Raw genomic sequence first — 25,780 nt, 5'->3', positions numbered from 1 at the left:
TTTAAAATAAAAAAAGATCGTTAAAAATTAATTTAACGATCTTTTAAACAAACAACTAAATTCTAAAACCTATTGGCTATAGAAGATTTTAAATAAGTAATTAGATAACAACTTGTGCTAATTACTAAATATAATTTAATTCCTCTTAGAGGATTAGAAGCAGTATTTATTCTCTGCTTTTAATTTTTCTGCAATCGTGTTACGTAATTCAACTACGTTAGGATAGTTAGCGTATTTAGTAAAACGCTTTAACCCCATTAACATCATACGTTGCTCATCACCTTCAGCAAAAGAAACAATTCCTTCCTTAGCATTTTTAATAACGATATCTACTGCGTTGTATAAATATAATTGAGACATAGCGATTTGCTCTTTTTGAGAAGCTTCACCAGAACGCTTAGCATTCTTTTCAGTTCTTAAAATAGCAGATTCAGCCATATACACTTCAATTAAAATATTTGAAGCTGCGTTTAATAATTGTTGATGCTCTTCTAGTTCAGGACCATATTTTTGAATTGCACCACCGGCAACCATTAAAAACACTTTTTTAAGCTTTGCAATAATTTCTTTTTCTTCAGCAAATAACTCAGAGTAATCTGGAGTATCAAAAGAAGGAATGCCTAATAATTCATTTCCTACAGCCGTTGCTGGTCCTAATAAATCAACATGACCTTTCATTGCTTTCTTCACTAACATACCAACAGAAAGTAATCTGTTAATTTCGTTAGTTCCTTCGTAAATACGAGCAATACGAGCATCTCTCCAAGCAGACTCCATAGGAGTTTCTTCTGAGAATCCCATTCCTCCAAAAATTTGAATTCCTTCATCAGCACAGGCTTGTACATCTTCAGAAACAGCAACTTTTAAGATAGAACATTCAATTGCATATTCTTCAACACCTTTTAATTCTGCTTCTTGATGTGTGTTTCCTTCAGCTTCACGCATCGCAATTCTATCTTCAATGTTTTTAGCAGCTCTATAAGAAGCAGATTCACCAACATATGCATTGGTTGTCATCTCAGCTAATTTCATTTTAATAGCACCAAAGTCAGCAATAGGAGTTTTAAATTGTTTACGTTCAGTAGCGTATTGTGTTGCATATGTAATTACTCTTCTTTGAGAATCTAAACAAGCACCAGCTAATTTAATACGACCTACATTTAATGCGTTCATGGCAATTTTAAAACCATTACCTCTTGCAGATAACATGTTTTCAATAGGAACAATAGTATCGCTATAGAATACTTGACGAGTAGAAGAAGCACGTATACCTAATTTGTGTTCTTCTTCACCTAAAGTAATTCCGTTTGGATTGTTTTTATCATATTCAACAATAAACCCAGTAATGTTTTTATCATCTTCAATACGAGCAAAAACGATCATTACTTGACAAAAACCTGCGTTTGAAATCCACATTTTTTGTCCGTTAATTTTATAATTTTTTCCGTCTTCAGTTAACTCAGCTGTAGTTTTTCCTGAATTTGCATCAGACCCAGCACCTGGTTCTGTTAAACAATAAGAACCAAACCATTCACCTGTAGCTAATTTAGGTACATATTTTTGTTTTTGAGCTTCGGTACCGTATAAAGTTATTGGCATTGTACCAATACCTGTATGTGCACCGAAAGCAGTACTAAAAGAACCTGTACCACTTGATATATAATCACAAGTAAGCATGGTGGAAACAAATCCCATTCCTAATCCGCCATAAGCTTCAGGAACAGAAACACCTAAGAAACCTAATTCACCTGCTTTACGCATTACTTCTTCTGTTAAAGCATAATCTTTAGCTTCAAAGCGAGCTTTATGAGGTGTGATTTCACGATCGTTAAATTCCATAACCGCGTCTTTCATCATTTTTTGCTCTTCAGAAAAATCTTCTGGAGTAAAAATATCTTCACATTTTGTTTCTTTAACTAGGAATTGACCTCCTCTTAATAAATCTGCCATTTTGTTTTTTTTTATTATTAGTTTAAGAATTCGAAAATACCTGCAGCACCTTGACCAGTACCTACACACATGGTTACCATTCCGTATTTTCCTTGCATATTACGCTTGCGCATTTCATCGAATAATTGAACCGATAATTTAGCTCCAGTACATCCTAATGGGTGTCCTAATGCAATCGCTCCACCATTTACATTAATAATGTCTGCGTCTAATCCTAATTCTCTGATTACAGCTAATGATTGAGAAGCAAATGCTTCGTTCAATTCAATTAAGCTAATGTCTTCTTGTTTTAAGCCTGCTTGTTTTAATGCTTTTGGAATAGCAGCTACAGGTCCGATTCCCATAATTCTAGGCGGAACACCAGCAGCAGCATAACTTACCATACGAGCGATTGGTTTCAGATTTAATTCCTTCACCATATCTTCACTCATCACCATTAAAAATGCAGCACCATCACTTGTTTGAGAAGAGTTACCTGCAGTAACACTTCCTCCAGTAGCAAATACTGGTTTTAAACGTTCTAAACCTGCAATGTTAGATCCTTTACGAGGTCCTTCATCTTTAGTTACTGTATATTTTCTTGTTACTTTTTTATCGTTAGCATCAACATACGTTTCTTCAACTTCAATTGGTACAATTTGATCTTGAAAACGATTTTCAGCTTGAGCTCTTAATGCCTTTAAGTGCGAGTTTAAAGCAAACTCATCTTGGTCTTTACGAGAAATGTTGTATTTATTCGCAACTTCTTCTGCAGTATTTCCCATACCCCAGTAATAATCTGCATGACCAGCAGCAACTGTATCGTAATTTAATTCTGGTTTAAAACCTGTCATAGGTACAGAACTCATACTTTCAGCTCCACCTGCAATAATACATTCAGCCATTCCTGATTGAATTTTTGCCACAGCCATACTAATAGTTTCTATTCCTGAAGAACAAAAACGGTTTACGGTTACACCAGGAACAGCATCAGTTTTTAATCCCATTAAAGAGATTAAACGAGCCATGTTTAAACCTTGAGAACCTTCTGGCATTGCATTACCAACGATAACATCGTCAATACGTGACTTATCAAAATCAGGTAACTGCTCCATCATATATTCGATAGTTTCAGCAGCTAACTCATCAGCTCTTTTAAATCTGAACGCACCTCTTTTAGACTTTGCTATGGCGGTTCTATATCCTTTTACTATATATGCTGTTTTCATCTTTTAGTTTCTTAATGGTTTACCAGTTTTTAACATGTGTTGAATACGCTCTAATGTTTTGCGCTCTGTACATAAACTTAAAAATGCTTCGCGTTCTAAGTTTAATAAATACTGTTCAGAAACTTTTGTTGGTTCTGATAAATCTCCACCAGCCATTACGTAGGCTAATTTATTTGCAATTTTTTGATCGTGCTCTGAAATAAATTTACTTGCTTGCATAGAATCGGTAGCTACCATAAATGCACCTAATGCTTGTTTACCAAGAACTAATACATCTTTACGAGCAGTAGGTTGTGTATAACCCGCTTCGGCCATTAACACTGCATGCTTTTTAGCTTCAGCAATTTGACGTTCTCTGTTTACAACAACAACATCTTTTCCTTTTTGTAATAAACCTAAGTCGTAAGCTTCATAAGCAGAAGTACTAACTTTGGCCATACCAATTGTTAAGAAATATTCTTGTAATACATTTAATTGAACATCTCCTGTACGGAAAGTATCTGAAGCGCGTAATGCCATTTCTTTAGATCCACCACCACCAGGGATAACTCCAACACCGAATTCTACTAATCCCATATAAGTTTCAGCAGCGGCAACAACTTTATCTGAGTGTAATGATAATTCACATCCACCACCTAAAGCCATACCGTGAGGTGCAGCAATTGTAGGAATTGATGAATAACGCATACGCATCATTGTATCTTGAAAATACTTGATAGCCATATTTAACTCATCATATTCTTGCTCTACAGCCATCATAAAAATCATTCCAATATTAGCACCAACCGAGAAGTTTGCTCCTTGGTTACCAACTACTAATCCTTGAAAATCTTTTTCAGCTAAATCAATTGCTTTATTTAATCCAGCTAAAACGTCTCCACCAATGGTGTTCATTTTAGATTGGAATTCACAGTTTAAGATACCGTTTCCTAAATCTTCAATAACAACTCCTGAGTTTTTAAATACTTCAGTCGTTTTACGAATGTTATCTAAAATGATAAACGAATCTTGACCTGGTTTTTTAGTTTGTGCTTTTGAAGTAACATCATAAAAATAAGTAGCTCCTTCTTTAATAGAATAGAAAGAAGTTTCTCCTTTAGCTACCATTTCAGTTACCCAAGCAGCAGGTTCTTTACCTTCTGCTTTCATTAAATCGATACCTTTTTCTACACCTACAGCATCCCATATTTCGAAAGGTCCGTTTTCCCAACCGAAACCAGCTTTCATAGCATCGTCAATCTTATATAATTCGTCAGAAATTTCTGGAATTCTATTTTGAACATACGCAAACATTGCTGCGAAGTTTTTACGGTAGAATTCTCCCGCTTTATCTTTTCCGCCAACTAATACTTTAAAGCGATCAATTGGTTTGTCAATAGTTTTTGTTAATTCTAAAGTAGCAAACTTAGCACGTTTTTTAGAACGATATTCCATCGTATCTAAATCTAACGTTAAGATTTCTTTCTTTCCTTCAGCGTTTACTGTTTTCTTGTAAAATCCTTGTTTTGTTTTACTTCCTAACCATTTGTTTTCCATCATGGTGTTGATGAAACCTGGTAATTTGAATAATTCGTGCGCTTCGTCGTTAGGACAGTTGTCATAAATACCATTAGCAACGTGTACTAAAGTATCTAAACCTACAACATCAACAGTTCTAAAAGTTGCTGATTTTGGACGACCGATTACTGGTCCTGTTAACTTATCAACTTCTTCAACAGTTAATCCTAATTCTTTTACTTGGTGAAATAAAGACTGAATTCCGAAGATTCCAATTCTATTTCCAATAAAAGCAGGTGTATCTTTAGCTAAAACAGACGTTTTTCCTAAAAACTTAGAACCGTAATCCATTAAGAAGTCTGTAACTTCTTGCTTACAGTTTGGTCCTGGAACAACTTCAAATAATTTTAAATATCTCGGGGGATTGAAAAAGTGAGTTACCGCAAAATGCTTTTGGAAATCATCACTTCTTCCTTCGTTCATAAATTTGATAGGGATACCCGAAGTATTAGAAGTAATTAAGGTACCTGGAGTACGATATTTCTCTAATTTTTCAAAAACGATTTTTTTAATATCTAATCGTTCAACAACAACTTCCATAATCCAATCTACATCAGCAACTTTTGCGATGTCATCTTCTAAGTTACCTGTAGTAATTCTACTTACAAACTTTTTAGAATAAATTGGTGACGGTTTCGATTTTAAAGAAGCAGTTAACGCGTCATTTACTAAACGATTACGAACAGCTTTGTCTTCTAACGTTAGTCCTTTTGCTTTTTCTTTGTCGTTAAGTTCTCTAGGAACAATATCTAATAATAAGACTTCAACGCCGATGTTAGCAAAATGACATGCAATTCCGCTTCCCATAATTCCGGAACCGATAATTGCTACTTTCTTAATTCTTCTTGTCATTTGTTTACAGGTTTATTTTATACAGCTTTTTTGTCGGTGTCATTATACACCATTTTGTCTGTAATAAGTTTGTTTATAGTGGTAGTTACTTTAAAGAAAGTGTTTAACTCTTCTTCAGTAATATGTTTTTTTACTTCATTATTAAATTGATATACATGGCCTTTTGAAATTTCACGCATTTTTTTACCGTAATCTGTAAGCTTTATGATGACACTTCTTCCGTCAGTTGGGCTTTTTTCTCTACAAATTACGCCCTTATCTTCCATTGTTTTTAATAATCGAGAAAGACTAGTAGGTTCCATTCCCATTAAAGGGCCAAGGGCAGTAGAAGGGGTACCTTTTTCAAAATCTATATTCAATAAAACAAAAGCAGTTGCCATTGTACTATCATGCTTTGCAGCCTGTTCGTTGTACATTTTTGCAACAGCTTGCCAAGTAGCTCTTAATTGATGATCTATTGATTTGTTTTTATCCATGTTGATGCCAAAGATACAGAAATTTATTATGCATGCATAGTATTTTGCGAAAAAGTTATGCATGCATAGTAAATTTAATATAGAGTTAAGTGTAACGTTTGTTGTAAACTGACTACTAATCATTGTAAAATATGTAAGTTTGTCATAGCTGGTTTTTTTGACAAACAGCAATTAATCAACTATAAAATCAATGAATAATTTATTAGAAATTAATAATGTAGTAAAGCGTTACGGCGATTACACAGCATTGAATAATGTGTCAATGCATATACCAAAGGGAAGTGTTTTTGGACTTTTAGGACCTAATGGAGCAGGTAAAACATCTTTGATTAGAATTATTAATCAAATTACAATGCCTGATAGTGGAGAGATAATTTTAGATGGAGAAAAATTAGCCCCTAATCATATTGAATATATTGGGTACTTACCCGAAGAAAGAGGTTTGTATAAATCGATGAGGGTAGGTGAACAGGCTTTGTATTTGGCGCAATTAAAAGGATTGAGTAAATCGGAAGCAAAAAAACGATTGAAATATTGGTTTGATAAATTTGATATTGGTGCTTGGTGGAATAAGAAAGTAGAAGAGTTATCTAAGGGAATGGCGCAGAAGGTGCAGTTTATTGTTACGGTTTTACATCAGCCTAAATTATTGATTTTTGATGAGCCTTTTTCGGGATTCGATCCAATTAATGCACAATTAATTGCTAAAGAAATTTTACAATTACGAGATGAAGGTGCTACTGTTATTTTTTCAACACACCGTATGGAAAGTGTTGAAGAGATGTGTGATAATATAGCTTTAATTGATAAGTCTAATAAAATATTAGATGGGAATTTAGATGATATTAAGCGTCAATTTAGAACCAATACATTTCAAGTAGGATTAAATACTTCAAATGAAAAAGAAGTAGAAGCGAAGCTAAAGGAAAACTTTAAAGTGTTGCCAGCAGATTTTAGGTTGTTAAATGATGGGTTAAAGTTAAATATTCAGTTAACTGAAGGTAAATCAGCTAATGAACTTTTATCATTTTTAACAACTCAAGGCCAAGTGCAGCATTTTGTAGAGTTAATACCAAGTGCTAACGATATTTTTATTCAAGCAATAAATAAAAACAGTTAAACTATGAGCAGATTACGATTAATTATAGAACGTGAGTTTATTGCTAAAGTTCGAAATAAATCATTTTTAATGATGACTTTTTTAAGTCCTTTACTAATGGTAGGTATGGGAGCATTGGTTTTTTTCTTGATGAAAAAGAACGATGAGAAGGTTAAGAAAATAGTATATGTTGATGAATCTGGATTGTTCTCTAAAGATATATTTAAAGATTCTAAAACTATTAAATATGAGGATTTTACAAAGCTAGGCTTGGTTGATACCAAAAAGAAAGTTGAAGAAGGGGATTATTATGGAGCTTTGTATATACCACAATTAGATAGTTTAGAAGTTTTGGCTAAATCGATTGAGTTTTACTCTAAAGATTCACCAGGAATGTCGGTTTTAGGAAATATAGAACGAAAAGTAGAAACACGTTTCAGAAATTTAAAACTTAATAATTTTGGTATTGATTTGGCTAAAATAAAAGCTTCAAAAATTTCTTCAGATATTAAAATGTTTAATTTTTCAGGAGAAGAATCTTCAAAAGCGAAAAATGTAGCTAGTATTATTGCAGGAGGAGCTGCAGGTTATTTGCTTTTTATGTTTGTAATGATTTACGGTACTTCAGTGATGAGAAGTGTTATTGAAGAAAAAACAAGTAGAATTATTGAAATAATAGTTTCTTCGGTAAAACCTTTTCAATTAATGCTTGGTAAAATTATAGGTAATGCATCAGCAGGTTTATTGCAGTTTTTAATTTGGGGAATTATTCTATTTATAATAAGTATTGTTGCATCCTCTTTATTAGGAATTGATATGGTAGAGATGCAAACCTCTAAAGTTTCTGCTGAGCAAATGGATGCAATGAAACAAGCTGCAAGTGGTGGTAAATTAGAGCAAATAATGAAAGAGGTTTTAAATCTTCCTTTATTTAAAATTTTCTGTTTATTTATTTTCTATTTCTTAGGTGGTTATATGTTGTATAGTTCTTTATTTGCAGCAGTTGGAGCAGCAGTAGATAATGAAACAGATACACAACAATTTATGATGCCAATTATGCTTCCTTTAATGCTTGGTATTTATGTAGGATTCTTTACTGTAATTAATGATCCTCACGGACCTATATCTATTATATTTTCATATATTCCATTCACATCACCCATTGTTATGTTAATGCGTATTCCGTTTGGTGTAGCTTGGTGGGAAATCGCATTATCAATGTTGTTATTAGTAATAACATTTATGTTTATGGTTTGGTTTGCAGCAAAAATTTATAGAGTAGGTATTTTAATGTATGGTAAAAAACCAACATATAAAGATTTATGGAAGTGGATTCGTTATAACGGATAATAAAAAAAGCAGTTATCATAAAAAGATAGCTGCTTTTTTTATCTAAAAACTATATATTTACTATAAATTTATTTTAGTGAAAGAACTTAATAAAATACTTAACTACACATTCCTGTTTAATAAAGATATTGGTATAAGTGTAAAGTCAATTTTAATGTTAATACTTGTATTAATTTTGGCCTCATTTTTAATTAAATTTTTCAAGAAATTTGTAAAAAAGAGATTACAAAAAGAAGATGAAAATAAGTTTGACACTGTTTTTTCATTTGTCAGCTGGTTATTATATATTGTTATATTCTTAACAACATTAAACTCATCAGGTGTAAATGTTACGGCAATATTTGCTGCTTCAGCAGCATTGTTAATTGGTGTTGGTTTAGCACTTCAAACTTTTTTTCAAGATATAATATCAGGAATTTTTATTATTATAGATCAAAGTGTACATGTTGGTGATATTATTGAACTAGACGGTAAGGTTGGAAGAGTTGAGGAAATAAAACTACGTACAACAAGAGCTGTAACGATAGATAATAAGGTGTTGGTGATACCAAATCATAAATATTTATCTAATAGTTTATATAATTGGACACAAAATGGTACAACAACACGAGAGAGTGTTTCTGTTGGCGTTGCATACGGTAGTGATACGCAGTTGGTGAAAAGCTTATTATTAAAAGCGGTAGATGAGCATCCTAAAATTTTTAAACATCCAGCAGCATTGGTTGTTTTTGAAAATTTTGGAGATAGTGCTTTAGAGTTTAAGGTTGTTTTTACATTAAATGATAGTTTTCAGGCGTTAATACCAAAGAGTGAAATTCGATTTAGAATTGATGAACTATTTAGGGAGCATAATATCTCAATTCCTTTTCCTCAAAGAGACATACATATTATTAAACAATAACTATTGATGGCGCGGTTATTGTGTCTCTTTAAAAAATAAATTTAGAAAAGAATGTCAAAAATATTAATCATAGAAGACGAAGCGGCAATCCGTAGAGTTTTAAAGAAAATCATTTCAGAAGAGAATGATACTTATGAAGTTGAAGAGGCAGAAGATGGATTGGCTGGAATTGAAATGATTAAAAATAAAGATTATGATTTAGTACTTTGTGATATTAAAATGCCAAAAATGGATGGTGTTGAGGTGTTAGAAAAGGCTAAAAAAATAAAACCAGAAACACCAATGGTAATGATTTCTGGGCATGGAGATTTAGATACCGCAGTAAATACAATGCGTTTAGGAGCATTTGATTATATTTCTAAGCCACCAGATTTAAATCGTTTATTAAACACTGTTCGAAATGCGTTAGATCGTAAAGAGCTTGTGGTTGAAAACAAACGTCTTAAAAAGAAAGTAAGTAAGAGTTATGAGATGATTGGCGAGAGTGATGCAATTACTCATATTAAAGAAATTATAGAGAAAGTAGCAACTACAGATGCAAGAGTTTTAATTACTGGTCCAAACGGAACAGGAAAAGAATTAGTAGCGCATTGGTTACATGAAAAATCAGATAGAGTAAAAGCTTCAATGATTGAAGTAAACTGTGCTGCAATTCCATCAGAATTGATAGAGAGTGAGTTATTTGGACATGTGAAAGGTTCTTTTACAGGTGCAAACAAAGATCGTGCTGGTAAGTTTGAAGCGGCAAATGGGGGAACTATTTTTTTAGATGAAATTGGAGACATGAGCTTGTCTGCACAAGCTAAAGTATTGCGAGCCTTACAAGAAAATAAAATTCAAAGAGTTGGTTCAGATAAAGATATAAAAGTAAATGTACGTATTGTTGCTGCAACGAATAAAGATTTAAAAAGAGAAATTGCAGAAGGTCGTTTTAGAGAAGATTTGTATCATCGTTTAGCGGTAATTTTAATAAAGGTTCCTGCGTTGAACGAGAGAAGAGGAGATATACCTTTATTAGTTGATTTTTTCTCTGAGAAAATTGCATTGGAACAAGGAATGGTTCAAAAAGAATTTTCAGTAGCTTCAATTAAGTTATTACAAGAATATGATTGGACGGGTAATATTAGAGAGCTTCGTAATGTTGTAGAGCGTTTAATTATTTTAGGAGAAAAAATAGTCTCAGAGAATGACGTGAAACTATTCGCGACTAAATAAAGTAAATCTATTTCACCACACCTATTGTATAGATAAAATTGATAACAAAATAAAAAATTAGCATTAAGTTTTTTATTAACTACCTTATTTCGGTGGTATATTTGTACCTGAAAATAATTAATAAAACATATAAAATGGCTACAGCAGTTGGTAAAAAATTTCCAAGTTTAAGCGTTGACGCAATGAACGAAATGGGTGATACATTTAAGTTAAATGTATTAGAAGAAGCAGTAAATAATAAGAAAAAGGTATTGTTATTTTGGTATCCAAAAGACTTTACATTTGTTTGTCCTACTGAATTACATGCTTTTCAAGAAGCATTGGGTGAATTTGAAAAGAGAAATACTATTGTAATAGGAGCTTCTTGTGATACTCCTGAGGTACATTTCGCATGGTTAAACCAATCTAAAGATAATGGAGGAATCGAAGGTGTAACATACCCTTTATTAGCAGATAGTAATCGTAATTTATCATCGATTTTAGGTATCTTAGATATTTCTGAAGAGATATTTGACGAAGCTACTCAAACAGTACAAGTAGTAGGAGATAATGTAACATACAGAGCAACTTATTTAATTGATGAAGAAGGAATTGTTTTTCATGAAGGTATAAACCATATGCCAGTAGGTCGTAATGTAAATGAATTCTTACGTTTAATTGACGCATATACTCACGTACAAGAGAAAGGAGAAGTTTGTCCTGCAAACTGGGAAGAAGGTAAAGATGCTATGCAACCAAACGCAAAAGGAACTGCTGAATATTTAGCAAGTCACTAAAAAATTAAAAAAAGAAGGGAATAAGTTCGTGTACGGTAGGTGAAGGGATCGAGCACGAACTCCTTTCGAAAAAATATAAATTATGATACAAGAATTAAGCAATGATAATTTAGCAGAACTAGTTGTAAATAATCCAAAAGTCGTAGTACAGTTTTCAGCAACTTGGTGTGGTAATTGTCGCATTATGAAGCCAAAATTTAAAAAGCTATCTTCAGAAAATGAAAATATAGTTTTTGTAATTGTTGATGCAGAAAAATTTTCTGAGAGTAGAAAATTAGCAGATGTAAGTAACTTACCTACTTTTGCAACCTTTGTAAATGGTAAAATTGTTAATCAAGTACAGACCAATAAGTTTGATGTATTAAAAAGCTTAGTAAACGAAGTTATTTAATGCCTTTATTAAGAAAGCAATAATCTTAATAAAATAAAAAACATTTAAAGTAAATTTTAAATTTACTTCGAAATAAATACACATACTTATGAAATTACCAGTTATTAAACATTTAACTTCTTTTATTGAAGAAAATGATCAAGATTATTTACTTGAAACAATAGAAACATTAGAAGCTTTAACTGAAGTTCCATCGTTAAAAGATGAAGAACTAGATGTTATAGGTGAGTTAATCTCTAACATGTATGGAGCTATTGAAGTAGATAAAATGATAAAAGAAGGTACTCCTAAAAAAGAAGCTTTAAATAGCTTTATGAAACGTGTTTTAGGATCTATAGATAAATAGTTTTTATTAAAAAATAAAGAAAATCCTAAACTTTAAAGTTCAGGATTTTTTATGCGTAATAAAATTAAACTTTGTAAAAAGGTATCTTATTTTACTTGCTTTATAAAGTTAGAAATACCAGTAATTCCATTCTTATCTAACTCTTTTATAAAGGCAGATCCAATAATGGCTCCGTTGGTATAGTTACAAGCAGTTGCGAATGTTTTGCGATCTGAAATACCAAAACCAAGAATTAACTTACTTTTTAATTTCATTGCGTTTATTCGATTAAAATAATCAATTTGCTGTTGTGATATTTCTCCTTTTGCTCCTGTAATTGCAGCAGATGCGACTACATAAATAAATGCTTCGGTTAATGAGTCTATTTTGCGAATTCGTTCTTCAGAAGTGTGTGGAGTAATTAAAAATACATTAATTATTCCGTAATTAGCGAATAGTTCTTTGTAATGATTTTCATACTCAATCATTGGTAAATCTGGTATGATTACGGTATCTATTCCACAATCTTTTACTTTTTTACAAAAACGATCTTCACCGTATTTAATAATCTGATTTAAATATCCCATTAATACTAATGGAGTTTTATTAGACTCTTTAATTTCTAATAATTGATTGAATATAATATCAAGGTTTATTCCGTTTTTTAGAGCGACAGCACTGCTGTGTTGTATTGTAGGGCCATCAGCCAAAGGATCAGAATAAGGAAGGCCTACTTCTATGAAATCAACACCACTTGAGCTTAGTTCTGAGATTACATCTTTAGTATCGTTTAGTTCTGGAAAGCCAGCTGTAAAGAAAATAGAGAGTAAATCTTGACTCTTATTTTGAAATATGTTTTTTACTGAATTCATTTTATTCGATTTTGTCAGTTCGAGCATGGTCGAGACCTATTTATTAAATTTGTCAAAACTTTTCGATTGCGCTTAAGGTGACAATTTATATTTTCTTAGTAATAATGGTTACTCTAAATGTTTAATGTAGGTTTCTAAATCTTTGTCACCTCTACCAGATAGGTTAATTACAACAATCTGACCTTTCTTTAAATCCATTTTAGGTAAAACAGCTAATGCATGTGCGCTTTCTAATGCAGGAATGATTCCTTCGATCTTAGTTAATTCATAAGCAGCAGTTAAAGCTTCTTTGTCTGTTGCATTCATGAATTTTGCACGCTTAGTTTCATGTAAGTAGGCATGTAAAGGGCCAACTCCAGGGTAATCTAACCCAGCAGATATTGAATAAGGTTCAACTATTTGTCCGTATTCATCTTGCATTAAAATTGTTTTACTACCGTGAATAACACCAACTTCACCAAGTTGAGAGGTAGCTGCGCTCTCACCAGAATCAACACCTAAACCAGCGGCTTCAACAGCAATTAGTTCAACATCTTTGTCGTTTAAATAATGATAAAAAGCACCTGCAGCATTAGAGCCTCCTCCAACACATGCAATAATTGTATCGGGATTTTCTTTTCCTGTATGTGCTTTCAATTGCACCTTCATTTCTTCAGAAATTACAGCTTGTAAACGGGCTACCATATCTGGATACGGATGAGGTCCAACCACAGAACCGATTAAATAATAGGTCTCTGGGTGTTGAATCCAATAACGAATAGCTTCGTTTGTAGCATCTTTTAAAGTTTTACTTCCGCTAGTTGCAGGAATTACTTTTGCGCCAAGCATTTTCATACGCGCTACATTTGGTGCTTGTCTTTTTATGTCTATTTCTCCCATAAAAACAACACATTCTAAATCCATTAACGCACAAACGGTAGCCGTGGCAACTCCGTGTTGACCTGCGCCTGTTTCAGCAATAATTTTAGTTTTACCTAAATGTTTGGCAACTAAAATTTGACCTACTGTATTGTTTATTTTGTGAGCACCTGTATGATTTAAGTCTTCTCGTTTTAAATAAATGGTAGCTCCATATTTTTCAGATAAACGTTTTGCTAAGTATAGCGGACTTGGTCGACCAACATAGTGTTGTAGTAAGTCTTTATACTCTTTTTGAAAAGCTTCTGAACCAAGGATTTCTAAATAATTATCTTCTAGCTCTTTTACGTTTGGATATAATAATTCAGGGATAAATGCTCCTCCAAATTGTCCGTAATACCCTTCTTTAGTTGGTTGAAATTTTGATTCCATATTCTAATTTTCTGTCATTGCGAAGAATGAAATAATCTTTTAAACTAAGAAATAGATTACTTTATTTTACTTATAATGACTTGTTTTTTAAATTCCGCTATGTTTTTTACTGATTTTAAGCCAGCTTCAGTTTCAAATTTACTATTTACATCTAAAGCGTAAATAGGTAAATCTGTTTTTTGTAATTCTTTAATTTCATTTACTTCTTCCATGCCAATTCCCCCGCTAAGAAAGAAAGGCTTGTTAGAATTATAACCTTTTAAAACCGACCAATCGAATGTAATTCCGTTTCCGCCTCTTTCTTTTCCTTTGGTATCAAATAAAAAGAAATCAACAAACTCTTCGTAAGGCTTTAAAGTATTAAAATCGAAATCATCTTTAATTCCAAAAGTTTTTATAATTTCTGGTATTTTGTATTTAGCCTTTGGATGTTTTTCAGCAATACTTTCTTTAAAAATTGTACCCAAACGATCTAGGTACTCAGGTGTTTCCTCTCCATGTAGCTGTATCATATTTAAGCCGTATTCTTCAACGAATGAAACTACTATTTCAGGAATCTCATTTACAAAAACACCTGCTTTTTTTATTTCTTTAGGTAAATCAGGGATGATTCCTTCAAAATTTCTTTTCGACCTATCATAGAAAATAAATCCCAAATAGTCAGGTTGCAGTGCTGCAACTTGTTGGATGTTTTCTATGTATTTCATTCCACAAATTTTCAGCTTCATGGCTTATCTTATTTGATTGATGAAGTCTTGACAAGCTTGCCCAGGGTTATCTGTTTTCATAAAAGTCTCACCAATTAAAAAACCTTGAAAACCATGTTCTTTTAATCCGGTAATAATTCTAGGGTCTGAAATTCCACTTTCTGAGACTTTAATTGCAGTATCAGGAATTTGATTTGCTAGATTAATTGAGTGCTCTAAATCAACTTCGAAAGTTTTTAAGTTTCTATTATTAATTCCGATAATTTTATTATCTAAATCGTTAATTTTATCTAAGTCCTCTTGCGTATGTACTTCGTATAAAACTTCTAAACCTAAATCACTTGCTAATTGCCCGTAATTTTTTAATTCTTTTGTTGTTAAATAAGCAGCTATTAATAAAATAACATCTGCACCAATAGCTTTGGCTTCAACAATTTGAAATCCGTCCACAATAAAATCTTTTCTTAAAATAGGTTTTATCTGGTTTACAGTTCTTGCTTCTAATAAATCAGCCATAGTTCCTCCAAAAAAAGAAGTGTCTGTTAAAATAGATTGTGCAGCAACATTTGCATCTAAATACCCTTCTGTTACTTCAATAATTGTAGATTTATTATTAATAATTCCTTTAGAAGGGGATTTGCGTTTATATTCTGCTATAATTCCTGTTGAACCTATTGAAAGTAAAGCCTTTTTTAGTGAGAACGAAGTGTTCTTAAAATTTGGACTTTCAATTAATTTTTTTACAGGTACTTCTGCTTTAATTTTAGCAACTTCTGTTTTCTTAAATGCGATTATTTTATCTAGTATTGTCATTTTTTATTCTTTTGTCATTCAAACAAAGTAGGTAATATTCTTTATAAGATTACTTCGTTATTCTTTCTTGTAATGATATTTTAATTTACTAATTTATTTAAACATTCCTTTGCTTTTAAACCTAATAAAGAGTTTTTAGCTTCTTCATAAGCTTCTGTAAAACTCTTTTTATGATCAACAATTTTTAGAGCGAATGCAGCGTTTGTTAAAACAACACTGTTTTGTGCTTCAGTACCGTTTCCTTCAATAATATTCTTAAATATTTTTGCAGCATCGGCAACAGAGTTTCCTCCAAAAATATCTGATTGTTGTAATTTTTTTTGTCCTAAATCTTCAGGATTAATTAATTGTTCTCCGTTTTTGGTAAATAATTTAAACCCGCTTGTTAGCGATATTTCATCATAACCATCTAGGGCGTGTACAATTCCGTAGTTACTGCCTTCTTCTTGTAAAATGTAATTGTATAAGCGAGCAACTTCTAAATTGAATGTTCCTAATAATTGATTTTGCGGTGAACTCGGGTTTACTAATGGCCCTAGCATATTAAAAAAGGTTTTTAAAGCTAATGCTTTTCTAGTTGAACTCACAGCTTTCATTGCTGGATGAAATTTAGGAGCGTGTAAAAAACAAATATTTGCTTTTTCTAAATGCGATTTTAAAATAGCTTCGTCATTTGTAAACTTGTAACCGAAACTTTCTAACATATCAGATGATCCAGACTGTGAAGAAACAGAGTAATTACCATGTTTAGCTACTTTTTGCCCAGTTCCTGCAACAATAAAAGAAGTCATTGTAGATATATTAAAAGTGTCTTTCCCATCACCTCCAGTTCCTACAATATCTATGGTGTTGTATTCAGAGAAATCGACTTTTATGGCTAGTTCTTTTAAAGCGTCTCTAAATCCTGAAAGTTCGTCAACAGAAATTGGACGCATCATAAAAACAGTCATAAAAGATGCTAAATGTGCATCATTAAATTTTCCTGAAGCAATATCTATCAAAACCTGTTTTGCTTCAGGTTTAGTTAATCTTTTATGTTGATATAAGTTGTTTAATATTTGTTTCATAATTTAATCTTGTAATTGCGAAGCAAATGATAATTTGCTGTAGCAACCTGTTTATCAATTAAGAGATTACTTCGTTGTATTCGTAATAACGTTATTCTTTAATATTATCTAAAAAATTTCTAACTATTTGTTCGCCTACTTCGGTTAATATTGATTCTGGGTGAAATTGTACTGCTGATAAATTAAATACTTTATGTTCGATAGCTTGAATGCCACCGTCTTCATCTTTTGCTGTAATCATAATTTCTGAAGGAAAGTTTTCGTTTGAAGCGATCCAAGAATGATACCTTGCTGCATCAAATTTTTCAGGAATATCTTTAAAAAGAATAGCATTTTTATTAATAACTTCCATTTCTGTGGCTACTCCATGAAATACCTCTCCCATATTTTCAATTTTCCCGCCAAAAACTTCTGTTATTGCTTGTAGTCCTAAACAAACGCCAAAAATAGGTTTTTTACCTGCATATTTCTTTATAACATTTTTTAAAATACCAGCTTCATCAGGTATTCCTGGGCCTGGAGATAAAATAATAGCATCGTAACGTTCTATTTCTTCAATAGAAATTTCATCGTTACGATATACATCTGGTAAATTACCAGTAATATCTTCTACCATGTGTACCAAGTTATAAGTAAATGAATCGTAATTGTCTAGTATTAATATATTCATCTTAAATGTTTTCTGCTAAGGTTAATGCTTTTTTCAAAGCAGCTAATTTATTGTTTACTTCTTGTAATTCTTTTTCTTCATCAGAATGAATTACAATTCCTGCACCTGCTTGGTAGTACAATACATTGCTCTTACTAACGAAAGAACGTATTGCAATAGCAAGATTTACAGAGCCATCTAAGCCGATTATTCCAACGGCACCACCATAAAATCCACGAGATTGATTTTCGTGCTTGTCAATTAATTGCATGGCTTTATATTTAGGGGCTCCGCTTAATGTACCTGCCGGAAATGTGTCTCCTACGATGTTAATCGGATTTCCTTTAATCTTACCTTGCACTGTAGATACTAAGTGAATTACATGACTAAAATACTGAACTTCTTTAAAAACTTCAACTTTTACGTTTTCAGCATGTTTACTTAAATCGTTTCTAGCTAAGTCAACTAGCATTACATGTTCGGCAGTTTCTTTCTTGTCTTCAGATAATAGTTTTCCTAGTTTAATATCTTCTGCCATATCACCTGTTCTTCTGAATGTACCAGCGATTGGGTTGATGATTGCTTTACCTGCGCTTATTTTAATTTGTGCCTCTGGTGAAGAACCCATTAATTTAAATGATCCGTAATCGAAATAAAATAAATAAGGTGATGGATTTATTGAGCGTAATGCTCTGTATACATTAAATTCGTCTCCTTTAAATTCTTGTTGAAATTGACGTGATAAAACTAATTGAAAAACATCTCCTCGTTTACAGTGAGCTTTTGCTTTTACTACATATTCTTTAAAGTCTTCATCGGTGCAATTTGAAGTTTCTTCTCCGCTGATTTCAAATTTTTGAGTATTGAATGTTTGTGCTTCAATAATGGTTTCTATCTCAGAAATTCTTGAAGTTGTTCCTACTTCGATATTTTCAATCAAAGTCATTTCATCATTAAAATGATTGATCGCAATAATAAAACGATAAAAACTGTATTGCATTTCAGGAATTGCAGAAGGTGCTTTTTTGTTCTTAAATTGAATATTTTCGAAATATTGAACAGAATCGAAAGTTGAATATCCATACAAACCATTAAATGATTTTAATTCAGCAGGGCAATCTAAATCTATCGAATTCGTAAACTGATCAAATAATTGATAAAAATTTTTATCAACAGGTTGTTTGTTAGTCTGTACATCTTTATGAGAAATAGAAAATTGATAATTGTCAACTTTCATCGTAACAATAGGTTCAATAGCTATGAAAGAAAAACTTTCTTCTTTACTATGATAATCTGAACTTTCTAATAATAACGTATTTGCGTATTTATCTCTAAATCTTAAATACAAACCTACAGGGGTAATAGTATCTGAAATTCGTTTTTTACTAACTGTTTTGAATGCTATTTTGTTCATTTTATCTTGTCTGGTCGAGCGCAGTCGAGACCATTTTAATCTCTTTTATTTTAATGACCTCTCGACTGCGCTCGAGGTGACATTTTTAGTATTAAAAACAAAAAAAGGCTTATCGTGAGATAAGCCTTTTCGTTATATTATATACATATAGGTTTCTTCTCACTTAAATATTAAGAGAGTTCCACCACCATATGTTGTTTTGTTTCATCATTATAAGGCAAATGTAAAATAGATTTTTGATTTCACAAACTTTATTTTACTTTTTTATTAATAACTATTAAAGTGTTGTTGTTTTTGTTGATAATTGATTAATGTAGTTACATATTGTTGTTTTTATTTATTTTATTGTTTCATATTTATACTAAAATATTGTTTTGTGTTTTCAAAAAGAAACTATATACCGTAGTTTGTGTCATAAATAGAAACAAATATTCTTTTTTAAGAAAGTAATTAAAATATAAAGTTATGTGTGGAATTGTATGTGCGTTTGATTTAAAACAAACTTCGGATAGTTTAAGACCTCAGGTTTTAGAAATGGCTAAAAAAATTAGACACCGCGGCCCAGATTGGAGTGGTGTTTATAGTGATGATAAAGTTATAATGGCTCATGAAAGATTAGCAATTGTTGATCCTGCTTCTGGTCAACAACCTTTATTTAGTGCTGATAAAAAATTAATTTTAGCAGCAAACGGAGAAATATACAACCACAGAGAATTAGCTAAAAAACTTACAGGTTCTTATGAGTTTCAAACGGCTTCTGATTGTGAAGTGATTTTAGCACTTTACAAAGAAAAAGGTGCTGACTTTGTAGATGATTTAAACGGAATTTTTGGTTTCGCTTTATATGATGTCGAAAAAGATGAGTACTTTATTGCTCGTGATCATATGGGAATAATTCCTTTATATATCGGTTGGGATATAAACGGAACTCTTTATGTAGCTTCTGAATTAAAAGCTTTAGAAGGGGTTTGTTCTAAAATAGAATTATTTCCTCCAGGACATTATATGTCTAGTAAAGACGGGAAATTTGTACAATGGTATAAAAGAGATTGGTCAGACTATCAGGCAGTAAAAGAAAATGAAACTAGTATTGCAGAAGTTAAAGAAGCTTTAGAAGCTGCAGTACACAGGCAATTAATGAGTGATGTACCTTATGGTGTTTTACTCTCTGGCGGATTAGATTCTTCAGTAATATCAGCAATTGCTAAAAAATACTCACAAAAAAGAATTGAATCTGATGATAAATCAGAAGCTTGGTATCCACAATTACATTCTTTCTCTGTAGGATTAGAAGGTTCACCTGATTTAGCTGCAGCTCAAAAGGTGGCAGATCATATAGGTACTGTTCATCATGAAATAAAATTCACTATTCAAGAAGGTTTAGATGCTATTAAAGATGTTATCTATAACATAGAAACATATGATATTACAACAATCCGTTCTTCTACACCAATGTATTTAATGGCACGAGTTATTAAATCGATGGGAGTTAAAATGGTGTTATCTGGTGAAGGTGCTGATGAAATTTTTGGAGGTTATTTATACTTTCATAAGGCTCCAAGTGCAGAAGAGTTTCATGAAGAAACTGTTCGTAAATTAGACAAATTACATATGTATGATTGTTTAAGAGCAAACAAAAGTTTAATGGCTTGGGGAATTGAAGGGCGTGTCCCATTTTTAGATAAAGAATTTATGGATGTTGCGATGCGCATTAATCCACAAGATAAAATGATTAACGGAGAGCGCATGGAAAAATGGGTGGTTCGTAAAGCTTTTGAAGACATGTTACCTGAAAGTGTTGCTTGGAGACAAAAAGAGCAATTTTCTGATGGTGTCGGTTATAGTTGGATTGATACTTTAAAGGAGGTTGTAGATAAGGAGGTTACTGATGAGCAATTAGCAAACGCTAAATTTAGGTTTCCAATTCAAACACCAACCAATAAAGAAGAGTTTTATTATCGTTCAATTTTTGAAGGTCATTTTCCAAGTGATACTGCTGCTTTAAGTGTGCCGCAAGAAGCTAGTGTAGCTTGTAGTACTGCTACAGCACTTGAATGGGATGAGGCGTTTAAAAATATGAATGAGCCTTCAGGAAGAGCAATAATGAGCGTGCATGATGATGCATATTAAATTTTTTATTCTTAGTAGTTTTAAAAAAGACTTTTAAATAAGTTATAGTCAAACTGATTTTAAAATAGAATCTATATACTAGTAAAATAAAAATAATAACACAGTTTTAAACAATCTGTTGTAAATTATCACTAATTTGATTGCTTTTAAACAAAAAAATACTTTTACACTCAAAATAAACGATTTAAGATGAAAATAAAAAAAGTACTTGTTGCAAATAGAGGAGAAATTGCTATTAGAATTTTTAGAGCCTGTACTGAAATTAATGTAGAAACTGTAGGTGTTTATACCTTTGAAGACAGGTATTCATTGCATCGGTATAAAGCAGATGAAGCGTATCAAATTGGAGAAAATAATGAACCTTTAAAGCCTTATTTGAGTATTAATGAGTTAATTAGAGTTGCATTAGAGTGTGGTGCAGATGCGATTCACCCAGGTTATGGTTTTTTGTCTGAAAATGCAAATTTTGCTCAAGAATGTGAAAAGAATAGTATTATTTTTATTGGACCAAAAGTGTCCGTTTTAAAATCGTTAGGAGATAAAATAACAGCTAAAGAGGTTGCTTTAGCAAATAACATTCCTATTATTAAAAGTAATGAGGAAGCTTTAGTGAGTATTGAGGTAGCTTTGAAAGAAGCAGAAAAAATAGGGTACCCTGTAATGTTAAAAGCTGCTTCTGGAGGTGGTGGTAGGGGAATGCGTGTTATTAGGAAGGCTGAAGAATTAATAAAAGCTTTTAATGAAAGTAAGCGTGAAGCTTTAAATGCATTTGGTGATGATACGGTTTTTCTTGAGAAGTTTGTAGAGAATCCAAAGCATATTGAAATTCAAATTGTAGCAGATAATTATGGGAATACAGTTCATTTATTTGAACGTGATTGTTCTGTGCAGCGTCGTTATCAAAAAGTAATTGAATTTGCACCATCATTCGGTTTAAAACAAGAAACAAAAGATGCGCTTTATAAATATGCAATAGCTATTTGTAAGGCGGTAAGTTATAATAATATTGGAACGGTAGAGTTTTTAGTAGATGATGATGGTTCTATTTATTTTATAGAGGTGAATCCGCGTATTCAAGTAGAGCATACGGTTACAGAAGTAGTAACAAATATCGATTTAGTAAAAACACAATTGTTTATTGCGGGAGGTTATAAATTAGCAGATCAGCAAATAAAAATCACGAATCAAGAAGCTGTAAAGATTAATGGATATGCGCTACAGTGTAGGATTACAACTGAGGATCCTCAGAATGATTTTAAGCCAGATTATGGAGAAATCACGGCTTATAGAAGTGCTTCTGGTTTTGGTATTCGTTTAGATGCAGGTAGTGTATATCAAGGAGCAATTATTTCGCCATTTTTTGATTCTATGCTTGTTAAAGTTACTGCAAATAGTAGAACTTTAGATGGAGCATGTAGAAAAGTGAGTCGTGCTTTGGCAGAGTTTAGAATTAGAGGTGTTAAAACAAATATGCCTTTTCTTGATAATATTTTAAAACATGATACTTTCAGAAAAGGAGAGGTAACAGTTAATTTTATTAAGAAAACTCCTGATTTATTTGTTTTTAAAGCACCAAGGAATAGAGCTACGAAGTTAATTACTTATTTAGGGGATGTTATTGTAAACGGAAACTCAGATGTTAAAAAGTTAGATTCAACGAAGAAGTTTATTCAACCTGTAGTTCCTTCGTTTGATGCAAATGCTAGTTATCCCAAAGGAACAAAAGATTTGTTAACTGAATTGGGACCAGAAAAATTTGCTGAATGGTTAAAGAATGAAAAGAAAATTCATTTTACAGATACCACAATGCGTGATGCCCATCAGAGTTTATTAGCCACTAGAATGCGAACTTTTGATATGTTAAAAGTAGCAGAAGGTTATGCTAAAAATAATGCAGATATTTTTAGTATGGAAGTTTGGGGTGGTGCAACATTTGATGTTTGTATGCGTTTTTTACAAGAAAACCCATGGGAACGTTTACGTTTGTTACGTAAATCTATGCCAAACGTATTACTACAAATGTTAATTAGAGGCTCAAACGGAGTTGGGTATACAGCATATTCAGATAATTTAATAGAAAAATTTGTTGAGCAATCTTGGGAAAATGGAGTAGATATTTTTAGAATTTTTGATTCCTTAAATTGGATGAAATCTATTGCTCCTTGCATTGAGCATGTTCGTAATAAAACTCAGGGATTAGCTGAGGGATCAATTTGTTACACAAGTGATATTTTAAATCCGAAGAACACAAAATATAACCTTAAATATTATACACAATTAGCTAAGGATATTGAAAATGCAGGAGCGCACATCTTAGCTATTAAAGATATGGCTGGTTTATTAAAACCATATGCAGCTTTCGAATTAGTTTCTGCTTTAAAACAAGAAGTTAATATTCCTATTCACTTACATACACATGATACCTCGTCTATTCAGTCAGCAACCTATTTAAAAGCTATTGAAGCAGGAGTGGATGTTGTTGATGTGGCACTTGGTGGTTTATCTGGATTAACATCACAACCTAATTTTAATTCTGTTGTAGAAATGATGAGGTTTAATGATAGGGAAAGTAGTTTAAGTGTAGATTCTTTAAATGAATATTCTAATTATTGGGGAGATGTAAGAGAGTATTATTACCCGTTTGAATCTGGCTTAAAATCTGGATCAGGAGAAGTTTTTAAACATGAAATTCCAGGAGGACAGTATTCTAATTTAAAGCCACAAGCACAAGCATTAGGTTTAGAAGATCGCTTTCATGAAATTACTAAAATGTATGGAGATGTAAACTTACTCTTTGGTGATATTGTAAAAGTAACGCCAAGTTCGAAAGTTGTTGGTGATATGGCGCAATACCTAGTAAGTAATAATTTAACGGTTCAGGATGTTTTAGAGCGTGGAGATACAATTTCATTCCCACAATCAGTAGTGAGTTTTTTTAGAGGTGATTTAGGTCAGCCTGTAGGAGGTTTTCCTAAAGATCTTCAGAAATTAATTTTAAAAGATCAAAAACCATATACAGATAGACCGAATGCACATATTGAGCCTTTAGATATTGAAGAAGAATATAATGATTTTAGAAAAATATTTGAAAATGATTTAAGTAGGCCTATAGATTTCACAGATTTCTTGTCATATAAATTATATCCTAAAGTATTTACTGATGCCTTTAACAAGCATTTAAAATATGATAGTTTAATAAATTTACCAACGAAAAACTTCTTTTATGGAATGGAAAGAGGTGAGGAGATAATTGTTGAGTTAGATAAAGGGAAAAGATTATTAATTACTTTGGATTCTGTTGGGAGGCCAAATGAAGATGGAATGATAACTGTTTATTTTAAAGTAAATGGTCAAGGTAGGTCTGTTCAGGTAAAAGATGAGTCAATTAAAACTACTAAAGTTGTAAATACGAAAGCGGATAAAGATAATTTAAAAGAAATAGGAGCTCCATTACAAGGAATGTTGTCTACTATTTTGGTGAAAAAAGGTGAAAATGTAACAAAAAATCAACCTTTATTTATTATTGAAGCAATGAAGATGGAGACTACTATTACTGCTGTTGAAGATTCAACGATAAAAGAATTGGTTTTAGAATCGGGAATAATGGTGAACTCAGAAGATTTAGTAATTGAATTAGTTTAGTTATTTTTATCTAAAAAGTAGGAGAAATCTCGCGATTTGCGAGATTTCTTTTGTTTTTAACAAAAATGTTCTGTCTTAAATTTAAGGTGTTTTTGTGTTTTTTTAAAAAATATTTGAATCATTAATTATGAGTAATAAGAAAAAATATTTTTTATTATTACTATTTTATATCTATATTTAGATTTATCTTTTGTGAAACTAATACCCCCAGATAGAATGAGTACCCCAATATTCAAAAAAAAAATATTACTTGTATTATTATTTGTAGCAACAGTATTCTCCTTTATATACGCATTTAATAAGAGTTATGATTACAAAGTTGTGAGTTCTAAGCTTAAAAAATCTGTTGAAGAAAAAAATGAATTACAACTTGAACTAGATGAGAAAATAGCAAGTTATAAAAAGTTGGCTGTTAAGAATAAAAAACTATCTAAGCGAGTTATTTCTGAAATAAATAAAATTATAGACTTAAAAGATTCGGTAGATGATTTAGATAATGATTTAAAAAAAGATAAAAATGCATTAACTCAAAAAATAACCTTAACAAAAAAACTTTATAATAAAGTTAATTATTTAGCTTCTAAAATAGATAAAGCTAGATTGTTAAAAGTAAATATTTCTGAAATCCTTACTGTGAAGAAAAGGAATAGTGGGAAGTTTACAAAAACAACTAATAAAAATAAGGTAGATGCTTTTAAAGTTAGTTTTTATGTTTTAGAAAACGAAATGGCTACTCCAGGGAAAAAAAGAGTTTCTATAAAGATTTTAGATTCTCAAAATAATGTAGTTGTTACTAAAAGCGGAGCTAAAAATAACCTAATTGTAGATTACAAAAATGAATCACTGAGTGTTACATCATATGTCGAATTTGATAGGGAAAATGTAAAAGCAGGAAGGTACAAAGTAATTATTTCAATAGAAGGGCTTTCAGCAGGACAAAAAACCATTAATTTAGGTTAAATCACAAATTTTTATAAAATCACAGACTTTAAAAACCTTGCTTATGCGAGGTTTTTAATTTTAACTCTTCTTGCATCATTCATATATATAAGTGTATTTGAAATTAAAGTGTTTTTTAAAGCTTTTAAGGTGTTTT

At 31.6% G+C, this 25,780-nt stretch carries 21 protein-coding genes; 10 read left to right on the top strand and 11 right to left on the bottom strand.

Annotated features, from left to right (window positions below):
* Positions 1-153 precede the first annotated feature (153 nt).
* Genes CXF68_RS00475 through CXF68_RS00460 form a run of 4 tightly spaced genes read right to left on the bottom strand, consistent with a single transcriptional unit; the run spans position 154 to position 6,043 of the window.
* A complete protein-coding gene (locus tag CXF68_RS00475; RefSeq protein WP_101042410.1) occupies positions 154-1,950 on the bottom strand; it encodes an acyl-CoA dehydrogenase family protein in 1,797 nt (598 codons plus the stop codon).
* Between the two features lie 17 nt (positions 1,951-1,967).
* Entirely contained in the window at positions 1,968-3,158 is a 1,191-nt protein-coding gene (locus tag CXF68_RS00470) for an acetyl-CoA C-acyltransferase (protein WP_101042409.1), read from the bottom strand.
* Positions 3,159-3,161: 3 nt separating this feature from the next.
* Positions 3,162-5,567, bottom strand: coding sequence for a 3-hydroxyacyl-CoA dehydrogenase/enoyl-CoA hydratase family protein (locus CXF68_RS00465; RefSeq protein ID WP_101042408.1), 2,406 nt, complete (start codon positions 5,565-5,567; stop codon positions 3,162-3,164).
* Positions 5,568-5,584: 17 nt separating this feature from the next.
* Positions 5,585-6,043: a MarR family winged helix-turn-helix transcriptional regulator gene (locus CXF68_RS00460; RefSeq protein WP_101042407.1), complete on the bottom strand. Its 459-nt coding sequence runs from the start codon at positions 6,041-6,043 to the stop codon at positions 5,585-5,587.
* Positions 6,044-6,233: 190 nt separating this feature from the next.
* On the opposite strand from CXF68_RS00460, the gene CXF68_RS00455 reads away from it, so the two are divergent.
* The 7 genes from CXF68_RS00455 (at position 6,234) to CXF68_RS00425 (ending at position 12,121) form a co-directional block, all read left to right on the top strand.
* The gene (locus tag CXF68_RS00455) at positions 6,234-7,163 is read left to right on the top strand and encodes an ABC transporter ATP-binding protein (RefSeq protein WP_101042406.1); all 930 of its coding nucleotides are present in this window, start codon (positions 6,234-6,236) and stop codon (positions 7,161-7,163) included.
* Between the two features lie 3 nt (positions 7,164-7,166).
* A complete protein-coding gene (locus tag CXF68_RS00450; protein ID WP_101042405.1) occupies positions 7,167-8,492 on the top strand; it encodes an ABC transporter permease in 1,326 nt (441 codons plus the stop codon).
* Between the two features lie 76 nt (positions 8,493-8,568).
* Positions 8,569-9,393, top strand: a complete 825-nt coding sequence (locus CXF68_RS00445; protein ID WP_369800449.1) for a mechanosensitive ion channel family protein — start codon at positions 8,569-8,571, stop codon at positions 9,391-9,393.
* 51 nt (positions 9,394-9,444) lie between these two features.
* Positions 9,445-10,608: a sigma-54 dependent transcriptional regulator gene (locus CXF68_RS00440; RefSeq protein ID WP_101042404.1), complete on the top strand. Its 1,164-nt coding sequence runs from the start codon at positions 9,445-9,447 to the stop codon at positions 10,606-10,608.
* Between the two features lie 134 nt (positions 10,609-10,742).
* Positions 10,743-11,384 (top strand): peroxiredoxin, encoded by a 642-nt coding sequence (locus tag CXF68_RS00435; RefSeq protein WP_101042403.1) that lies wholly within the window; start codon positions 10,743-10,745, stop codon positions 11,382-11,384.
* An 82-nt stretch (positions 11,385-11,466) separates the two neighbouring features.
* On the top strand, positions 11,467-11,775 hold the full coding sequence (locus tag CXF68_RS00430; protein WP_101042402.1) for a co-chaperone YbbN: 309 nt from the start codon (positions 11,467-11,469) through the stop codon (positions 11,773-11,775).
* Positions 11,776-11,863: 88 nt separating this feature from the next.
* The gene (locus CXF68_RS00425; protein ID WP_028890142.1) at positions 11,864-12,121 is read left to right on the top strand and encodes a hypothetical protein; all 258 of its coding nucleotides are present in this window, start codon (positions 11,864-11,866) and stop codon (positions 12,119-12,121) included.
* 86 nt (positions 12,122-12,207) lie between these two features.
* Here the strand turns inward: CXF68_RS00425 and trpA are convergent, their stop codons facing one another.
* The 7 genes from trpA to CXF68_RS00390 all read right to left on the bottom strand — a co-directional run bounded on the left by trpA (position 12,208) and on the right by CXF68_RS00390 (position 18,912).
* Positions 12,208-12,972: a tryptophan synthase subunit alpha gene (trpA, locus tag CXF68_RS00420; RefSeq protein WP_101047268.1), complete on the bottom strand. Its 765-nt coding sequence runs from the start codon at positions 12,970-12,972 to the stop codon at positions 12,208-12,210.
* Between the two features lie 108 nt (positions 12,973-13,080).
* Positions 13,081-14,262 carry a tryptophan synthase subunit beta gene (trpB, locus tag CXF68_RS00415; protein WP_101042401.1) on the bottom strand — a complete coding sequence of 394 codons (1,182 nt, stop codon included), beginning with the start codon at positions 14,260-14,262 and terminating at the stop codon, positions 13,081-13,083.
* A 56-nt stretch (positions 14,263-14,318) separates the two neighbouring features.
* Positions 14,319-14,969 (bottom strand): phosphoribosylanthranilate isomerase, encoded by a 651-nt coding sequence (locus CXF68_RS00410; protein WP_232771587.1) that lies wholly within the window; start codon positions 14,967-14,969, stop codon positions 14,319-14,321.
* Between the two features lie 24 nt (positions 14,970-14,993).
* The gene (gene trpC / locus CXF68_RS00405; protein ID WP_101042399.1) at positions 14,994-15,782 is read right to left on the bottom strand and encodes an indole-3-glycerol phosphate synthase TrpC; all 789 of its coding nucleotides are present in this window, start codon (positions 15,780-15,782) and stop codon (positions 14,994-14,996) included.
* Positions 15,783-15,862: 80 nt separating this feature from the next.
* Positions 15,863-16,849, bottom strand: a complete 987-nt coding sequence (gene trpD / locus CXF68_RS00400) for an anthranilate phosphoribosyltransferase (RefSeq protein WP_101042398.1) — start codon at positions 16,847-16,849, stop codon at positions 15,863-15,865.
* Positions 16,850-16,940: 91 nt separating this feature from the next.
* Positions 16,941-17,519 carry an aminodeoxychorismate/anthranilate synthase component II gene (locus CXF68_RS00395; RefSeq protein WP_101042397.1) on the bottom strand — a complete coding sequence of 193 codons (579 nt, stop codon included), beginning with the start codon at positions 17,517-17,519 and terminating at the stop codon, positions 16,941-16,943.
* Position 17,520: 1 nt separating this feature from the next.
* Positions 17,521-18,912 (bottom strand): anthranilate synthase component I family protein, encoded by a 1,392-nt coding sequence (locus CXF68_RS00390; RefSeq protein WP_101042396.1) that lies wholly within the window; start codon positions 18,910-18,912, stop codon positions 17,521-17,523.
* Positions 18,913-19,377: 465 nt separating this feature from the next.
* On the opposite strand from CXF68_RS00390, the gene asnB reads away from it, so the two are divergent.
* The 3 genes from asnB to CXF68_RS00375 all read left to right on the top strand — a co-directional run bounded on the left by asnB (position 19,378) and on the right by CXF68_RS00375 (position 25,644).
* A complete protein-coding gene (gene asnB, locus CXF68_RS00385) occupies positions 19,378-21,042 on the top strand; it encodes an asparagine synthase B (RefSeq protein WP_101042395.1) in 1,665 nt (554 codons plus the stop codon).
* Positions 21,043-21,231: 189 nt separating this feature from the next.
* Positions 21,232-24,684, top strand: coding sequence for a pyruvate carboxylase (locus CXF68_RS00380; RefSeq protein ID WP_101042394.1), 3,453 nt, complete (start codon positions 21,232-21,234; stop codon positions 24,682-24,684).
* 216 nt (positions 24,685-24,900) lie between these two features.
* Positions 24,901-25,644 carry a hypothetical protein gene (locus CXF68_RS00375; RefSeq protein ID WP_101042393.1) on the top strand — a complete coding sequence of 248 codons (744 nt, stop codon included), beginning with the start codon at positions 24,901-24,903 and terminating at the stop codon, positions 25,642-25,644.
* The last annotated feature ends 136 nt before the right edge of the window (positions 25,645-25,780 follow it).

It is taken from the genome of Tenacibaculum sp. Bg11-29 (assembly GCF_002836595.1).
GTDB lineage: Bacteria > Bacteroidota > Bacteroidia > Flavobacteriales > Flavobacteriaceae > Polaribacter.
Note: the sequence above shows the minus strand (reverse complement) of the source record. Positions and strands in the feature narration are given on the sequence as shown.

Coding starts and splice junctions, on each gene's coding strand:
- CXF68_RS00475 (WP_101042410.1), bottom strand. CDS start 1,950: ATGGCAGATTTATTAAGAGGAGGTCAATTCCTAGTTAAAGAAACAAAA.
- CXF68_RS00470 (WP_101042409.1), bottom strand. CDS start 3,158: ATGAAAACAGCATATATAGTAAAAGGATATAGAACCGCCATAGCAAAG.
- CXF68_RS00465 (WP_101042408.1), bottom strand. CDS start 5,567: ATGACAAGAAGAATTAAGAAAGTAGCAATTATCGGTTCCGGAATTATG.
- CXF68_RS00460 (WP_101042407.1), bottom strand. CDS start 6,043: ATGGATAAAAACAAATCAATAGATCATCAATTAAGAGCTACTTGGCAA.
- CXF68_RS00455 (WP_101042406.1), top strand. CDS start 6,234: ATGAATAATTTATTAGAAATTAATAATGTAGTAAAGCGTTACGGCGAT.
- CXF68_RS00450 (WP_101042405.1), top strand. CDS start 7,167: ATGAGCAGATTACGATTAATTATAGAACGTGAGTTTATTGCTAAAGTT.
- CXF68_RS00440 (WP_101042404.1), top strand. CDS start 9,445: ATGTCAAAAATATTAATCATAGAAGACGAAGCGGCAATCCGTAGAGTT.
- CXF68_RS00435 (WP_101042403.1), top strand. CDS start 10,743: ATGGCTACAGCAGTTGGTAAAAAATTTCCAAGTTTAAGCGTTGACGCA.
- CXF68_RS00430 (WP_101042402.1), top strand. CDS start 11,467: ATGATACAAGAATTAAGCAATGATAATTTAGCAGAACTAGTTGTAAAT.
- CXF68_RS00425 (WP_028890142.1), top strand. CDS start 11,864: ATGAAATTACCAGTTATTAAACATTTAACTTCTTTTATTGAAGAAAAT.
- trpA (WP_101047268.1), bottom strand. CDS start 12,972: ATGAATTCAGTAAAAAACATATTTCAAAATAAGAGTCAAGATTTACTC.
- trpB (WP_101042401.1), bottom strand. CDS start 14,262: ATGGAATCAAAATTTCAACCAACTAAAGAAGGGTATTACGGACAATTT.
- CXF68_RS00410 (WP_232771587.1), bottom strand. CDS start 14,969: ATGAAATACATAGAAAACATCCAACAAGTTGCAGCACTGCAACCTGAC.
- trpC (WP_101042399.1), bottom strand. CDS start 15,782: ATGACAATACTAGATAAAATAATCGCATTTAAGAAAACAGAAGTTGCT.
- trpD (WP_101042398.1), bottom strand. CDS start 16,849: ATGAAACAAATATTAAACAACTTATATCAACATAAAAGATTAACTAAA.
- CXF68_RS00395 (WP_101042397.1), bottom strand. CDS start 17,519: ATGAATATATTAATACTAGACAATTACGATTCATTTACTTATAACTTG.
- CXF68_RS00390 (WP_101042396.1), bottom strand. CDS start 18,912: ATGAACAAAATAGCATTCAAAACAGTTAGTAAAAAACGAATTTCAGAT.
- asnB (WP_101042395.1), top strand. CDS start 19,378: ATGTGTGGAATTGTATGTGCGTTTGATTTAAAACAAACTTCGGATAGT.
- CXF68_RS00380 (WP_101042394.1), top strand. CDS start 21,232: ATGAAAATAAAAAAAGTACTTGTTGCAAATAGAGGAGAAATTGCTATT.
- CXF68_RS00375 (WP_101042393.1), top strand. CDS start 24,901: ATGAGTACCCCAATATTCAAAAAAAAAATATTACTTGTATTATTATTT.